At 60.5% G+C, this 13,859-nt stretch carries 16 protein-coding genes; 11 read left to right on the top strand and 5 right to left on the bottom strand.

The features are described from left to right. Window positions 1–8 precede the first annotated feature (8 nt). Window positions 9–1,064, top strand: a complete 1,056-nt coding sequence (locus tag ACSQ83_RS03160) for a sugar phosphate isomerase/epimerase family protein (RefSeq protein ID WP_436227185.1) — start codon at window positions 9–11, stop codon at window positions 1,062–1,064. Window positions 1,065–1,888: 824 nt separating this feature from the next. On the opposite strand, the gene gndA is transcribed toward ACSQ83_RS03160, so the two are convergent. Then, the gene (gene gndA / locus ACSQ83_RS03155) at window positions 1,889–3,295 is read right to left on the bottom strand and encodes an NADP-dependent phosphogluconate dehydrogenase (protein WP_414949118.1); all 1,407 of its coding nucleotides are present in this window, start codon (window positions 3,293–3,295) and stop codon (window positions 1,889–1,891) included. Window positions 3,296–3,717: 422 nt separating this feature from the next. On the opposite strand from gndA, the gene ACSQ83_RS03150 reads away from it, so the two are divergent. The 8 genes from ACSQ83_RS03150 (at window position 3,718) to ACSQ83_RS03115 (ending at window position 10,508) form a co-directional block, all read left to right on the top strand. Next, entirely contained in the window at window positions 3,718–4,071 is a 354-nt protein-coding gene (locus ACSQ83_RS03150; protein ID WP_414949120.1) for a hypothetical protein, read from the top strand. A 63-nt stretch (window positions 4,072–4,134) separates the two neighbouring features. After that, the gene (gene panE, locus ACSQ83_RS03145; RefSeq protein ID WP_436227184.1) at window positions 4,135–5,091 is read left to right on the top strand and encodes a 2-dehydropantoate 2-reductase; all 957 of its coding nucleotides are present in this window, start codon (window positions 4,135–4,137) and stop codon (window positions 5,089–5,091) included. 171 nt (window positions 5,092–5,262) lie between these two features. Next, the gene (locus tag ACSQ83_RS03140; RefSeq protein WP_414949122.1) at window positions 5,263–5,859 is read left to right on the top strand and encodes a chromate transporter; all 597 of its coding nucleotides are present in this window, start codon (window positions 5,263–5,265) and stop codon (window positions 5,857–5,859) included. Next, entirely contained in the window at window positions 5,856–6,386 is a 531-nt protein-coding gene (locus ACSQ83_RS03135) for a chromate transporter (RefSeq protein WP_414949124.1), read from the top strand. The genes ACSQ83_RS03140 and ACSQ83_RS03135 overlap by 4 nt, the downstream gene beginning before the upstream one ends. 94 nt (window positions 6,387–6,480) lie before the next feature. Continuing rightward, window positions 6,481–6,819, top strand: coding sequence for a thioredoxin family protein (locus ACSQ83_RS03130; RefSeq protein WP_414949126.1), 339 nt, complete (start codon window positions 6,481–6,483; stop codon window positions 6,817–6,819). Window positions 6,820–6,981: 162 nt separating this feature from the next. Beyond that, window positions 6,982–7,809: a 2-oxo-tetronate isomerase gene (otnI, locus tag ACSQ83_RS03125; protein WP_436227183.1), complete on the top strand. Its 828-nt coding sequence runs from the start codon at window positions 6,982–6,984 to the stop codon at window positions 7,807–7,809. 139 nt (window positions 7,810–7,948) lie between these two features. Then, window positions 7,949–9,526: an aldehyde dehydrogenase (NADP(+)) gene (locus ACSQ83_RS03120; RefSeq protein WP_436227182.1), complete on the top strand. Its 1,578-nt coding sequence runs from the start codon at window positions 7,949–7,951 to the stop codon at window positions 9,524–9,526. A gap of 52 nt (window positions 9,527–9,578) precedes the next feature. Beyond that, window positions 9,579–10,508: an SMP-30/gluconolactonase/LRE family protein gene (locus ACSQ83_RS03115; RefSeq protein WP_414949130.1), complete on the top strand. Its 930-nt coding sequence runs from the start codon at window positions 9,579–9,581 to the stop codon at window positions 10,506–10,508. Between the two features lie 15 nt (window positions 10,509–10,523). Here the strand turns inward: ACSQ83_RS03115 and ACSQ83_RS03110 are convergent, their stop codons facing one another. The 3 genes from ACSQ83_RS03110 to ACSQ83_RS03100 form a co-directional block, all read right to left on the bottom strand. Then, entirely contained in the window at window positions 10,524–10,955 is a 432-nt protein-coding gene (locus ACSQ83_RS03110) for a GNAT family N-acetyltransferase (RefSeq protein WP_436227181.1), read from the bottom strand. After that, window positions 10,956–11,555 (bottom strand): short chain dehydrogenase, encoded by a 600-nt coding sequence (locus ACSQ83_RS03105; protein WP_414949133.1) that lies wholly within the window; start codon window positions 11,553–11,555, stop codon window positions 10,956–10,958. It abuts the gene before it with no gap. A 96-nt stretch (window positions 11,556–11,651) separates the two neighbouring features. Next, a complete protein-coding gene (locus tag ACSQ83_RS03100; protein ID WP_414949134.1) occupies window positions 11,652–12,086 on the bottom strand; it encodes a hypothetical protein in 435 nt (144 codons plus the stop codon). A 308-nt stretch (window positions 12,087–12,394) separates the two neighbouring features. On the opposite strand from ACSQ83_RS03100, the gene ACSQ83_RS03095 reads away from it, so the two are divergent. Then, window positions 12,395–12,559, top strand: coding sequence for a hypothetical protein (locus ACSQ83_RS03095; protein ID WP_414949136.1), 165 nt, complete (start codon window positions 12,395–12,397; stop codon window positions 12,557–12,559). Between the two features lie 79 nt (window positions 12,560–12,638). On the opposite strand, the gene ACSQ83_RS03090 is transcribed toward ACSQ83_RS03095, so the two are convergent. Then, complete coding sequence (locus ACSQ83_RS03090; protein ID WP_436227180.1) at window positions 12,639–13,265, bottom strand: DUF3005 domain-containing protein; 627 nt, start codon at window positions 13,263–13,265, stop codon at window positions 12,639–12,641. A 319-nt stretch (window positions 13,266–13,584) separates the two neighbouring features. On the opposite strand from ACSQ83_RS03090, the gene ACSQ83_RS03085 reads away from it, so the two are divergent. Continuing rightward, window positions 13,585–13,830 carry a hypothetical protein gene (locus ACSQ83_RS03085; protein ID WP_414949139.1) on the top strand — a complete coding sequence of 82 codons (246 nt, stop codon included), beginning with the start codon at window positions 13,585–13,587 and terminating at the stop codon, window positions 13,828–13,830. The last annotated feature ends 29 nt before the right edge of the window (window positions 13,831–13,859 follow it).

Genomic DNA, 13,859 nt, shown 5'->3' with positions numbered 1-13,859 from the left:
CCATGCACATGAAAACCATCAAAGGCCCCGCCATTTTCCTGGCGCAGTTTCTAGGCGACACCTTGCCCTTCGATAACCTCGCGCATCTTGCGGGCTGGGCGAAGGGCCTGGGTTACGAAGGCATTCAGGTGCCGTGCGAGCCGCGGCTGATCGATCTGGAGCAGGCGGCAAAGAGCGATGCGTATTGCGACGATCTGCGTCGCGTAGTGGACGACGCGGGCGTGAGCATCACGGAGTTATCGACGCATTTGCAGGGGCAGCTCGTCGCGGTGCATCCGGCCTACGACACCCTCTTCGACGGTTTTGCCGCAACGCATGTTCGCGGCGATCCGGCGGCTCGCGCCGCTTGGGCGATCGAACAGGTCGGGTTCGCGGCGGCGGCGTCGAAGCGCTTGGGATTGAACGCGCACGTGACGTTTTCGGGGGCACTGGCCTGGCCTTATTTGTATCCGTGGCCGCAGCGTCCACAGGGTCTGGTGGAGGCTGCGTTCGAAGAGCTGGCGCGGCGCTGGCGGCCGTTGCTGGATGCCTTCGATCAAGCCGGCGTGGATGTGTGCTACGAGTTGCATCCGGGCGAGGATCTGCACGATGGTGTGACGTTCGACCGTTTTCTTGCCGCCGTGGACGATCATCCGCGAGCGAACATCCTCTTCGATCCCAGTCATTTCTTGCTGCAGCAGTTGGACTACCTTCAGTTCATCGATATCTATCACGAACGCATCAAGGCGTTCCACGTGAAGGACGCGGAGTTTCGTCCCAACGGCCGGCAAGGGGTGTACGGCGGGTATTCGGGCTGGGTGGATCGCGCGGGGCGATTCCGTTCACTGGGCGACGGGCAAATCGACTTTGGAGCGATCTTTTCGAAGATGGCGCAGTACGATTTTCCCGGCTGGGCCGTGCTTGAATGGGAGTGCGCGCTGAAGCACCCGGAGGACGGCGCTCGGGAGGGGGCGGAATTCATCGGCAAGCATATTATTCGCGTAGCAGATCGGGCATTCGACGACTTCGCCGGAAGCGGCGCGGACGGTGAGCAAATACGGGAAGTGTTGGGGTTCGGGTCGTAAGGACACCGTTCCCCAGCCGGTCATTCAAGCCGACCTGATCATTCTTGGCGTGGATTCGAGCCGATCATCGCCATGAGTAACTCGATGAGCGGGAGCTTTATAGACAGGAATTTCGCGACGCGAGATGCTTGCCATGAGTTTCATGAGGCCGGTGCCGTCGAACACCTGATGTTTTGGAATTTTTACGGTGGCCCCTGCCGGGTTGTCCGTGGGTGGAGCCACGCAGACTGACCCAGTAAGCGCATTTGCGAAGCACGAGTTGCTCGTGGGAATGCGTCAACCAGTCTTCGACTTTGGGCGGCAGGAATAACACCGCAAGTATTCGCGGCGACGCGTGTGTTTCACGACGCAGGTCGTCGTATTGCTGCGTGCCGGAGAGGAAATAGGAGAACGAATCGCCGTCGTCGAATGGCGGCTTGATGCTCGCCTTCAACTGGATCTTGATGTCGACTCGGTCAGGCTTCCGCCATTCGGGAATGGCTCCCAACCGGTGAGCATGGCGTCGATCCCGGAATTGTCGTCGTGCCGGCTGCCTGTCTTGCAGTTGACGCCCGCATGAGATGCAATGGCGTGGAGGTAAGCGTAGCTCAACTCCGATTCCCGATTTACTGCTGAAAGTGCTGTTGTCATTATCGCCCCGCTGTTCCGTTATCCATCGATAGGACAGCTTAGGCGCAAACACTCACATTCGACTTGTGGAAAAATTCGTTGCGACAAAATTTGACGATAATGTGCAGGACGAGAGAAAACAAAAGAAAACGCCGACGCGAAAGCGTCGGCGTTGAATTACTGGGCTACAAAAACGTCAGCTGACTGCTCGGCACTTACGACCAGTCGGCGTGGAAGCTGCCCTTCTTGTCCACGCGTTCGAACGTATGCGCGCCGAAGAAATCGCGCTGTGCCTGCACCAGATTCGCCGGCAATGTCTCCGACCGGTAACTGTCGTAATACGCCACCGCCGATGAAAACGCCGGCACTGGCACGCCCGCCTTCACCGCGGCTACGACCACGTCGCGCAACGCACCTTGATACTTCGTTGCGATGTCGGTGAAATACGGATCGAGCAGCAGGTTGTGCAAGTCCGGGTTGGTCTTGTACGCGTCCGTGATCTTCTGCAAAAAGCCCGCACGGATAATGCAACCCGCCCGGAAGATCTTCGCGATCTGACCATATTGCAAGTCCCACTTGTACTCTTCAGACGCTGCACGCAACTGCGCAAACCCCTGCGCGTAAGAAACAATTTTGCTCAGGAACAACGCGCGCCGCACGGCTTCGACAAACGCATCGCGATCGCCATCAAACTTCGGCGAGGGTCCTGTCAATTGCTTGCTCGCTTCAACGCGTTGTTCCTTCAGCGAAGACAGCACGCGTGCGAACACGGCTTCCGTGATCAGCGGCAACGGAGCGCCAAGATCGAGCGCATTCTGGCTCGTCCACTTGCCCGTGCCCTTTTGCGCCGCGCGGTCGAGAATGACGTCGACCAGAGCCTTGCCCGTTTCGTCGTCCTTCTTCGAGAAAATCTTCGACGTGATCTCGATCAGGTAGCTATCCAGTTCACCCTTGTTCCACTCGACATAAACCTTGCCCAGTTCTTCGTTCGACAAGCCCGCGACGCGCTTGAGCACGTCGTAGCTTTCGGCGATCAACTGCATGTCGCCGTATTCGATCCCGTTGTGGACCATCTTGACGTAATGTCCCGCACCGTCCGGGCCCATGTACGCCACGCACGGTTCGCCGTCCGGTGCCTTGGCGGCGATCTCGGTCAGGATCGGAGCCACCAGGTCATACGCTTCTTTCTGGCCGCCCGGCATGATCGACGGGCCCTTTAGCGCGCCTTCCTCACCGCCCGACACACCCGTGCCGATGAAGTGCAGGCCCGACTTGGCCAGGTCCGTGTTGCGGCGGATGGTATCGGTGAAATGGGTGTTGCCGCCGTCGATCAGGATGTCGCCCTTCTCGAGCAGGGGACGCAGCGAGTCGATGGTGGCGTCGGTGCCCTGGCCGGCCTTGACCATCAGCAGGATGCGGCGCGGTTTTTCAAGCGACTCGACAAATTCTTCCAGCGTGTACGAAGGCACGAGTTTCTTGTCGGGATGCTCGGCTATCAGTTCGTCGGTTTTTTCGCGGCTGCGGTTGTACACGGACACCGCGTGGCCGCGGCTCTCGATATTCAACGCCAGATTGCGTCCCATGACGGCGAGGCCTACAACGCCGATTGCTTGCTTGCTCATGTTTCTCTCCGAATGACCGAAGCGCGGGCGGCTCGTGGCTACACGCGCGACGGATGCGATTTGTCAATTGGGGCGGTGCCCGCGACGGCGTTCCGAACAGGCTTTCGCACCGGGAAACGGGGGCGAAAGCGGCACGGACCGAACGCGTGTCCGTGAGCGCAGGCAGACGGAAACACGCGAACGCCGCGCAGAACGCGCAGACGGAGCGAGATTACCACTTTGACACGACGCTGGCAGACATCGCGCGCGCCCGCACGGCTGGAGGGCACGCGGGCGGGGGCCGGGCAACACGCGCGACACCGGTCTAGAATGTGCATCCGCGGCGGGTTTCGGGGCGGTCCAACGCGTTCGAACCAGGCTCGAACCGGGCGGAACAAGCAACGGCAGGGGAACAGCAGGGCATCGGCATGGCGCTTCGGAAAGTGACTAAGCAAAAGACTCAGCAAAAGACCCCAAGGAGTCACCATTACCACGTGTACGTGATCGAACTGGCCGACACCGTCTGGAACGAAGCGCGATTCCGGCGCGCAAATCCGGATTACGTGCTCGGCATGCCCTTTGTCTATGTAGGCATGACGGGCATCGATCCCGATGTTCGTTTTGACAAACACAAAGCCGGTATCCAGTCGAACCGGTATGCGCGGGAATTCGGGCTGCGACTGTTGCCGCGGCTCTATGAACTGTATAACCCGATGCCCTACGAAGGCGCGCGGGAGATGGAAGTGGAATTGGCAATTGGCTTGCGGGAAGCCGGATACGGCGTCTGGCAAGCGTAGAACCAGGCAGCGCCGCCGCACCCGCGGCGGCATTCTGATCAGACTAAATGTAAGGAGCGGGGCATGCGGATTCTGGTGGTGGGTGCGGGCGCAATTGGCGGGTATTTTGGCGGACGGCTGCTCGATGCCGGCCGCGACGTGACGTTTCTGGTGCGCGAGCGGCGCGCTGCGCAACTCGCGCAGACGGGCCTCAACCTACGCAGCCCGAACGGTGATCTGTCGATACCCAATCCGCCCATCGTCTTGGCCAAAGACGTACGCGAACCGTTCGACCTGATCCTGCTCAGTTGCAAGGCTTACGATCTCGACGGCGCCATCGAGTCGATAAAAACCTCGGTCGGTCCGAACACCGCCATCCTGCCGATGCTCAACGGCATGCACCACCTGGATGTGCTCGAAGCGCAATTTGGCGCGGAGCGCGTGCTCGGCGGCCAGTGCATCGCGGCCGTAACGCTCGACGCCGACGGCACGATCGTTCACTTGAACAAGCTGCATTCCATGGCGTTTGGCGAGCGCGCGGGCGGTTTATCGCCGCGTATCGAGGCGATCTCGGCGCAGTTGTCCGGCGCGCAATTCGACGCCGTAGCCAGCCCCGAGATCATTCAATCGATGTGGGAAAAGTGGGTGTTCCTCGCGACGCTCGCGGCCGGCACCTGCCTGATGCGCGCACCGGTCGGCGACATCATCGCGGCGCCGGGCGGCCAGAAACTGCTGCTCGATCTCTTCGATGAAGCCCGCGCCATTGCAAGCGCGAACGGATTTCCGCCGGGAGAAGCCGTGGTCGCGCGTGCGCGGGCGATGTTCACGGAGGCGGGCTCCACGATCACCGCGTCCATGCTGCGCGATCTGGAGAACGGCGCGCGGATCGAAGCGGACCACGTGGTGGGTGATTTGATCGCGCGTGCTGGAGGAGCTAAAGGCGCGCAAGGTACGGTCAGCACGCCACTATTTTCGACCGCCTACACGCATTTGAAAGCTTACGAATCCCGCCGCGAGCGGGGCGACGTCAAGGCTTCGTAAGCCGCCCGCGCGGATCAAGGCAAGGCGATGCCGGTGATTGCGCCGGCATCGCGTTTCGTCGACTAAAAAATTCGCAGCGCGCTTTAAACAGCCATTTCGTACTTTGAGGCGACGCCTATAACGCGTTACGCTTTGCGCTTCTTAAAAGCCAAAAGTAACGTTCGCCGAACCATGCACGATCATGCCTTGCAAGAGCCGCTCGCCCCGCCGACAGTCGCGGAAATTTTCATCGGCTTCCTGACGCTTGGGCTGACCGCGTTCGGCGGCGCGCTGCCGCTGGCACGACGCGAAATTGTCGAGCGGCGCAAGTGGCTCACTCCCGACGAATTCGTCGATCTGCTGGGCCTTTGCCAGTTCCTGCCGGGCGGCAACGTGATCAACCTGTCGGTCGCGGTCGGCATGAAATTTCGCGGTGTGGCGGGCGCGCTGGCGGGCCTGCTTGGGCTGATCGTCGGGCCTTCATTGATCGTGATCGGACTCGGCGTGCTGTATCAACGCACGCATCAGGACCCGCACATCCGCCATCTGTTTGCGGGACTCGCGGCGGCTGCAGCGGGCTTGCTGGTGTCGATGGCGATCAAGGTAGCGTGGCCGTTGCGGCGCAAATTTTCCATGGCAGCGGTCGCTGCGCTGGCGTTCATCGCGATCGCGCTGCTGCGCTGGCCGTTGTTGCCCGTGATGCTCGTGCTCACACCGGTTTCCATCTTCGTCGCGTCGAGGGTGAATCGCGAAGCGAAGCAAGAAGCGAAGCACGGAGACAGCCGATGAATCACGATCTTGTTTCGCTTGCGGCCATTTTCAGCCAGCTTTCACTGCTGGCCTTCGGCGGCGGCAATACCATCCTGCCCGAGATGCAGCGGCAGGTAGTGGACATACACCAGTGGATGTCGAAGGCGGATTTTTCCGCGCTGTTCGCGCTCGCCCAGGCCGCGCCCGGACCCAACATGATGATCGTGACGCTGATCGGCTGGCATGTGGCAGGCTGGCCGGGCGTGCTGGTGACATCGATTGCAAAATTTGGCCCGTCGTCAATCGTGACGGTCGCGGCCATGCACGCCTGGGAACGCTTCAAGGACCATCCGTGGCGGCGATACGTTCAACTCGGCCTCGTACCGATGACAGCCGGCCTGGTCGCGGCGAGCGCGTCGCTGATTGCCGAAGCGTCGGACACCCGCTTGATACTCACGGCCATCACGGCGCTCATTGCACTGCTGTCGTTCAAGACGAAGCTGCATCCGCTGTGGCTGCTGGCGGCGGGCAGCCTGATCGGGCTGACTGGCTTCGGGCAGTTCTAGGCTTGTATCGACGTTGAGGCAAAAGGCTGCGTCGAGCGCGCCGCGTCGTTGCTGAATAGAATGGCTGGACTTGCGTTCCGAGGAGAAAGACCTGATGGCGATGACCACTGAATTTGCACTTTCCGCGCCGCCGCGCGCTGACGTCGACGCGCTCGACGGGCCGACGGTCATTGAATTCGGCACGTCCTGGTGCGGCTATTGCCGCGCGGCACAGCCGCTGATCGCGGAGGCTTTCCAGGAACACGACAGCGTCCGGCATTTGAAGATCGAGGATGGCAGCGGCCGCCCACTTGGCCGCTCGTTCAGGGTCAAACTCTGGCCAACGCTGATTTTCCTCGACAACGGGACCGAGGTCGCGCGGGTCGTGCGCCCGAAAAGTACATCGGAAATCCGCGATGCTTTCGCGCTGATCGACCATCCGGTTGCGCCGTAACGAGGGTTTTTACCGATCATTCCGGGCACGGGGTCCGGGAATATCATCGCGGCGAGGGCGCAGCGAAGGGTAAGGACGGACGATGCGCAAACCGGGCGCGGGAGTTGCGCAGTTCGTCTTGCACGCCGCTTGGGCGTTACCCCTATCCGCAGGAGGTTCATCATGCCGCGTTTCGCCGCCAACCTCTCCATGATGTACAACGAGCACGCGTTTCTCGATCGTTTTGGCGCGGCGGCGCGTGATGGTTTCAAGGCGGTGGAATTCCTGTTTCCCTATGATTTCCCGCCATCGGAGATCAAGGCTCAGCTCACGGACAATGGCCTCAAGCAGGTGCTGTTCAACGCGCCCCCGGGCGACTGGACCGGCGGTGAACGCGGCCTCGCCTCGCTGCCGGGACGTGAGGAAGAGTTCAAGCGCAGCATGGAGATTGCTCTCGACTATGCCGCTGCGCTCGGCAACGACCGGCTTCATGTAATGGCCGGGTTGCTTGAATCGACACAGCCAACGCAGCAGTTGCACGAGCAGCATCGCGACGTCTATATCAGGAACCTGACACTCGCTGCCAGCATGGCGCAAACGGCGCGCGTGACCATTGTGATCGAGCCGATCAATACGCGTGACATGCCCGGCTATTTCTTGAACCGGCAGGATCAAGCGCAAGCAATTTGCGAAGAGATTGGCCTGCCGAACCTGCAAGTCCAGTTCGACTGTTATCACTGCCAGATCGTGGAAGGCGACCTGGCCGTCAAGCTTCGCCGCGACATGAAACGGCCCAACGCGGGCATCGGCCATATTCAGGTTGCGGGCGTTCCCTACCGTAATGAGCCGGATACGGGCGAAGTCAACTATCCGTACCTTTTCGATCTCATCGATTCACTCGGCTATGGCGGGTGGATCGGCTGCGAATATCGGCCGCGCGCAGGCACGTCCGACGGTTTGAGCTGGCTCACGCCCTATCGTCACTCAGGTCCATCAGGTCACGCATCATGACCGTGCCCTGAAACTTTCCTTGCGGCGTGGCAGTCCACGCCAACAAGCAAGCTTGCTTGCGCATCATGTCAGCGAATTTTTTTATCACTCACGGCGACCATCGCGGTCCGCGATCGGCGCTGCTTTCAGGAGAGTTCACATGCAGATCACCGGAGAAATGCTGATCGGTGCCACGGCGGTGCGCGGAAAAGACGCCACGCTGCATGCCTTCGATCCGGCGCGCGGCGTCGACTTGCAGCCGGCGTTCGGCGGCGGTGGAGCAAAGGAAGTCGCGCGCGCGGCCGAGCTTGCCGAGCAGGCATTCGATACCTACCGGCTCGCGCCGCTCGAAACGCGTGCGCAATTCCTGGAAGCGATTGCGGACAACATCGTCGAACTCGGTGACACGCTGATCGAACGCGCGCAAGCCGAATCCGCGTTGCCCAAAGCACGTCTGGAAGGCGAACGTGCTCGCACGATCGGGCAACTCAAACTGTTTGCGTCGCTCGTGCGTGAAGGCCGCTGGCTAGTTGCCACGCTTGATTCGGCGCAACCAGAACGCAAACCGTTGCCGCGTCCCGACTTGCGTTTGCAGAAGATTCCGCTTGGTCCGGTTGCCGTGTTCGGCGCCAGTAATTTTCCGCTGGCGTTTTCGGTAGCAGGCGGCGATACCGCCGCCGCGCTCGCCGCGGGTTGTCCGGTGGTCGTGAAGTCGCACCCGGCGCATCTGGGCACCTCGGAACTGGTCGGGCGCGCGATCCAGAAAGCGGTGGCGGATTCCGGTTTGCCCGAAGGCGTGTTCTCGCTGGTGGTCGGGGCGGGTAACGCGATAGGCGAAGCGCTGGTCGCGCATCCGGCTATCAAGTCGGTCGGGTTTACGGGCTCGCGGCGAGGTGGTTTGGCGCTGATCGAGATTGCATCGAAGAGGCGCGAGCCCATTCCCGTGTTTGCCGAGATGAGCAGCATCAACCCGTTCTTCGTGTTGCCGGGCGCGCTGGCCGCGCGTGCTGAATCGCTGGCGACGGGTTTTGTCGATTCAGTCACGCTCGGCGTCGGCCAGTTCTGCACGAACCCGGGTCTGGTGCTGGCGCTGGAAGGACCGCATTTGCAGGCGTTTATCGATTATTCGGTGAGTGCGTTTGAAAAGAAGGGCGCTCAGACGATGCTGACCGCAGGCATCGCGGCCGCGTATGAGGAAGGCATTGCGCGGCGCGATAAGTCCGGTGTGGAGCGCGTTGCAACCGGCGCTGAATCCGATGCATCCTGTCCGGCGTTGCCGGCGCTTTATACCGTGAGCGCCGAGAAATTCATCTCCACGCCGCAACTCGAGGATGAGATATTCGGACCCACGTCGCTGATCGTGATTTGCCGCAACGAGGACGAGATGCTGGATTTGGCGCGCCGTATTGAAGGCCAGTTGACGGCGACGCTGCAGATGGAAAACGACGACGTGCCGCTCGCGCGCCGTCTCCTGCCTATCCTCGAACGCAAGGCCGGCCGGATTCTGGCGAACGGCTTTCCGACCGGCGTTGAAGTATCGTATGCCATGGTGCATGGCGGGCCGTATCCTGCTACGTCCGATAGCCGCGCGACCTCGGTTGGCGCGATGGCGATCGAACGTTTCCTGCGGCCGGTGTGTTACCAGGACTTGCCGCAGGCTTTGCTGCCGCTTTCGCTTCAGGACGACAACCCGTTAAGCCTGTGGCGCCTGCGCGATGGCGAACTCGGCCCCAACTAAATACACGAAGCAAGCGACTCAAACGAATCAATCAACCCGGAGATGAAAACAGATGGAGCGCCGTTATCCTGATCCCGCCGTCCGAGTACTCGATCCGCGCTTCAACGCGCTGCGTGTCGGCATGGCGTCGGTCGAATGTTTGTATCAGGGGGCTCGCTGGTCAGAGGGGCCGGTCTGGTTTGGCGACAGCCGCACGCTGGTGTGGAGCGACATTCCGAACAATCGTATGCTGCGCTGGGACGAAGAAACGGGCGAGGTCCGCACGTTCCGCAAGCCCTCGAACAATGCCAACGGCAACACGCGCGACCGCGAAGGACGGCTGGTCACGTGCGAGCATCTTACGCGCCGCGTAACACGCACGGAGTACGACGGTTCGGTCACCGTGCTTGCCGATCAATACAACGGCAAGCCGCTCAATTCACCGAACGACGTGATCGTGAAATCCGATGGCTCGATCTGGTTCAGCGACCCGACCTTCGGCATTGACGGCTTTTATGAAGGCGAGCGCAAGGAGCCGGAGTTGACGCCGGCGGTGTATCGCGTCGATGGCAAGAGCGGCGAGATCACCATGATGGTGGACACGCTGATTGGCCCGAACGGACTCGCATTTTCGCCGGATGAGTCGGTGATTTATATCGTCGATTCGCGTGCGTCGCCGCGCAAGATCCTCGCCTTCGATATGTCCAGCGATGGCCTCAAGCTGACGAACCAGCGCGAAGTGATCGATGCCGGGCAGGGCACGCCCGACGGTTTTCGCGTCGATGTCCACGGCAACCTGTGGTGCGGCTGGGGTATGGGCAGCGACGAACTGGACGGCGTCAGGATCTTCACGCCGCAAGGTGAGGCGATTGGACATATCGCGTTGCCCGAACGCTGCGCCAACGTGTGTTTTGGCGGCCGTTATCGCAACCGCTTGTTCATGGCGGCGAGTCACGGCCTGTACTCGCTTTACGTCAATACGCAAGGCGTGATCGGCGGCTGAAACATGATCGCGATATCACGCCGGCGCGCGTTTTTCCATCAGCTTTTCCGGTTCGGCGGGCACGGCAAAACCGAAGCGGGCGTACAGCGTGTGAGCGCTTGAAGTTGTCAGCATCATCTTGCGCAAGCCCTGCAAATCCGGATGCGCCAGCACGCATTCCACCAGCCATGTGCCCAGGCCGTCGCGTTGACGGCCTGGTAGCACGAATACATCGGCGAGATACGCGAAGCTCACGGTGTCCGTGATTGCGCGGGCATAACCAATTTGTGCATCGCCGTGAAACAGGCCGAACGCGAGCGAATGCGCGGCAGCGCGCTCGACCTTCTCGCGCGAGATGCCGGGCGACCAGTAAGCCACCTCGCTCAAGTACCTATGGACGACGTCGAAGTCGAACGTATCGACGTCCGTGGTGACCCGATAATCGTCCCTCGACCATTCGCTAACCATTCAACGCACCTTGTAAATGCGGCCGGTTTCAAGGCCCTCCACGCTGCGGCTGTACGCCAGCGCGACACGCGCACCGGACGCCGCTTCGAAGCCGCGAAAATACGGGCCGAACGATTCACGCGCTTCTTCCAGCATGGTCGCGTTGACCACGTTGATGCGCAGACCGCGCGGCAGTTCAATCGCGGCTCCTCGCACGAACCCTTCGATAGCCCCGTTGACCGCAGCTGCACTTGCGCCATATTTGATCGGTTCATCGCCTACGATTCCGCTGGTCAGCGTGAACGAGCCGCCGTCGTTCAAATATTGTTGAGCGACTAGCACGAGGTTGACCTGGCCCATGAGTTTGTCGTCGAGGCCAATGCGGAATTGCTCGGGGGTCATCTGCGTGAGTTCGCCGAAGTGAACATGTCCGGCAGTAGCCACAATGGCATCGACCTGACCGATCGATTTGAACAACGCATGAATGCTGTCGATCTTCATCAGGTCGACGCGGTGCGCACCGCGCGTGGCGCCAATTTCGACGACTTCGTGACGTGGCTGGAATTCGGAGAAGACGGCGCGGCCGACTGTGCCGGTTGCACCAATGACAGCAATTTTCATGGGAGGCTCATCGAAGAAGAATCGGGCTCTTATTGTGCGTTTTACAGGCCGCCTGGACAAGCGGCCCGCGCCGGTTCTCTTAGATGAACTTGAACTTCAATGGGTCCCGTGCGACGCATTCGGCGAGAGCAGGAAGATCGAGGCCGCCAGCTTGAACACCAGCACGATGCCGGTCACGAGCGCGGCGACCGGGATGACGTGCCATTCGGCGGCCAGCATGGGACCGACCAGCACGACCGACGCAAAGCCGAGCACCACGGTAATCCAGCGTGCCCATTGCAACCGGAACGCCACGCATAAGTACAAGCCGCCAATCAACGCTCGCGATGCAATGAGCGCGGCAATGGGCTCGCCCGGACCCGTCATCAGCGCCAGCCCCATTTCGGCCCATGAGAGGGCGTATGCGAGTCCGAGGCACACCAGCGCGGTGGAGAGCGCTTGCCCACGCCACTGGGCGCGCACGCCATGCGTATGCGGTGTCTGCTCCAACGGCTGTAACGCGTCGTTCGAGTAAATATTGGTTGTGTTCATGCTGGCCCCCGCCGCTTGGTTTTCCGATGCATCGTGCTGCATTCGTCTGATTCGCGGGAGTCTTAATGCACGGGTCGTGCCAGATCAGGCAAAAGTTGGGAACATCGCTTGCTTTCAACTACTTAGGCTTATGTGCAGAGCCCGCGTGGCGGCACGTGCAGCGGTGATTTGCCTGAGGAATGCTCAAATTTCCTCTTGAGATTTCAGTCGAAAACAAGGCAGAAAAGCGGCCGCACGACACCACGCGATTGCAACGATGCCGCATCTCGTTAGCAGTCTTTACACGCACCACCGACCAGGAGTCAGGCATGACCACGACGAAACCGAAGGAACAGCATCCGCATTCGCATCGAGAGGAAGAAGACGTCGATCGTGCCGTGGAAGATACTTTTCCCGCCAGCGATCCGCCCTCGACAGGCGGCGTGACCCGGATTGAATCCGACGATGAGAAGGGCAAGAAGGAAAAGAAATGAACCGGAGATGAACTGAAAGAAGGACCGAGAACCGCCAAGGCTTTCGGTCCTTCTTTCTTCTTGGGCAGCTAACGCCGGCTTATTTCTCGCGCCGCTGAATTTCAATCAGCCGCGATGGCCTGACATGATTGATGGCGAAATGCCTGCGTCCGCGCAAGTTGTAACCGTGGGGATCGCGTTCGACGAATTCGTACTGGCGTTCCACCTCTTCCACGTCCGGCGCAATCATGCCTTTATCGACGACACTGAAGCCTTCCTCCAGCGCGAGCGCCAGCCCATTGCGAGCGGGACGGCTATCGAAACCGCCCAGGCCATCGCCTTGTTCATAGTGCGAATTCACCAGCGTTGCATCCACGCCGACAAACGCATTGGGGTTGTTTTCGATCATGCTCACGTCGCGCGAAGCGTCGCGATTTTTTCCGTCAGCGTCGACGGTATCGTCCAGCGTGTCGTCATTCAGAACATCCATTGCCTGATGCGTGACGTTGGTGTCGCCGAGCGGCCCCGCATTCTCCAGCGATGAATCAGGCACGGCGCCACCCGTCTGTCCATGCCCCGCTTCGAGCCCGTCCTTGCGTCCCTCCGCTGCCGCCGCCACGTCAGCCGGCTTGGCTTTGGCGGTTTCGGTTTCCGGCTTCTTCAACGGGCTGTCAGCCGCGCGCTGCGCTTGCTTGTCCTGCGATTCACTATTCTGTGGGTCGTTCATGATTCGCTCCGCTAGGGTTCTGGTCAACAAAGAAACACCACGCAAGAAACATTCCGGGGTTTCCGCCGTACAAGGCCGGGTCGGGGCCGGGGCTAACTCACATATAGAAATAAACCACGGGATAAAACATCAGTAAATGTTCTAAGCCAAATTGATTTTTTTCAACCCAACGAGGGTTTTCTCAAGAGTATGATTTGTTGTTCGCCAAGCCTGCATGCGCCACCGGACGGCCTCGTGCCGCTTGCCGGATTCGCGCGTTTAAAGCGAGCGGGAGACGACCATCGCGAATCCAGCGGGGCACTTAAAATCAGGGTGACTCATGCAATTTGACGCGGCATTTTCACATCGCGGCTATTTACTCAATTGTGCACCGGCGCGTCAGGGCGACGGCTGCTTCCAGCCGTATGTGGTCATCTCGCGATCGAGCGACGGTGAACTGGTCGCCAATCGTTTTTTCCCTGCCGACCTGCGCTTTGGCAACGCCGACGAAGCCATTGCGCATGCCCGCGACTGGGCGGTTCGATGGATCGATGCCAGTCACGTGAAGGTCGAGCCCAAGTCCTAGCGTGCACCTGAAACGGGTTTTGCGTACAA

This window comes from Caballeronia sp. LjRoot29 (assembly GCF_964252755.1).
Lineage (GTDB): Bacteria > Pseudomonadota > Gammaproteobacteria > Burkholderiales > Burkholderiaceae > Caballeronia.
Note: the sequence above shows the minus strand (reverse complement) of the source record. Positions and strands in the feature narration are given on the sequence as shown.

Bases quoted from the DNA above. Each gene is read 5' to 3' on its own strand.
- ACSQ83_RS03160 (WP_436227185.1), top strand. From the start codon at position 9: ATGAAAACCATCAAAGGCCCCGCCATTTTCCTGGCGCAGTTTCTAGGC.
- gndA (WP_414949118.1), bottom strand. From the start codon at position 3,295: ATGAGCAAGCAAGCAATCGGCGTTGTAGGCCTCGCCGTCATGGGACGC.
- panE (WP_436227184.1), top strand. From the start codon at position 4,135: ATGCGGATTCTGGTGGTGGGTGCGGGCGCAATTGGCGGGTATTTTGGC.
- ACSQ83_RS03140 (WP_414949122.1), top strand. From the start codon at position 5,263: ATGCACGATCATGCCTTGCAAGAGCCGCTCGCCCCGCCGACAGTCGCG.
- ACSQ83_RS03135 (WP_414949124.1), top strand. From the start codon at position 5,856: ATGAATCACGATCTTGTTTCGCTTGCGGCCATTTTCAGCCAGCTTTCA.
- ACSQ83_RS03130 (WP_414949126.1), top strand. From the start codon at position 6,481: ATGGCGATGACCACTGAATTTGCACTTTCCGCGCCGCCGCGCGCTGAC.
- otnI (WP_436227183.1), top strand. From the start codon at position 6,982: ATGCCGCGTTTCGCCGCCAACCTCTCCATGATGTACAACGAGCACGCG.
- ACSQ83_RS03120 (WP_436227182.1), top strand. From the start codon at position 7,949: ATGCAGATCACCGGAGAAATGCTGATCGGTGCCACGGCGGTGCGCGGA.
- ACSQ83_RS03115 (WP_414949130.1), top strand. From the start codon at position 9,579: ATGGAGCGCCGTTATCCTGATCCCGCCGTCCGAGTACTCGATCCGCGC.
- ACSQ83_RS03110 (WP_436227181.1), bottom strand. From the start codon at position 10,955: ATGGTTAGCGAATGGTCGAGGGACGATTATCGGGTCACCACGGACGTC.
- ACSQ83_RS03105 (WP_414949133.1), bottom strand. From the start codon at position 11,555: ATGAAAATTGCTGTCATTGGTGCAACCGGCACAGTCGGCCGCGCCGTC.
- ACSQ83_RS03100 (WP_414949134.1), bottom strand. From the start codon at position 12,086: ATGAACACAACCAATATTTACTCGAACGACGCGTTACAGCCGTTGGAG.
- ACSQ83_RS03095 (WP_414949136.1), top strand. From the start codon at position 12,395: ATGACCACGACGAAACCGAAGGAACAGCATCCGCATTCGCATCGAGAG.
- ACSQ83_RS03090 (WP_436227180.1), bottom strand. From the start codon at position 13,265: ATGAACGACCCACAGAATAGTGAATCGCAGGACAAGCAAGCGCAGCGC.
- ACSQ83_RS03085 (WP_414949139.1), top strand. From the start codon at position 13,585: ATGCAATTTGACGCGGCATTTTCACATCGCGGCTATTTACTCAATTGT.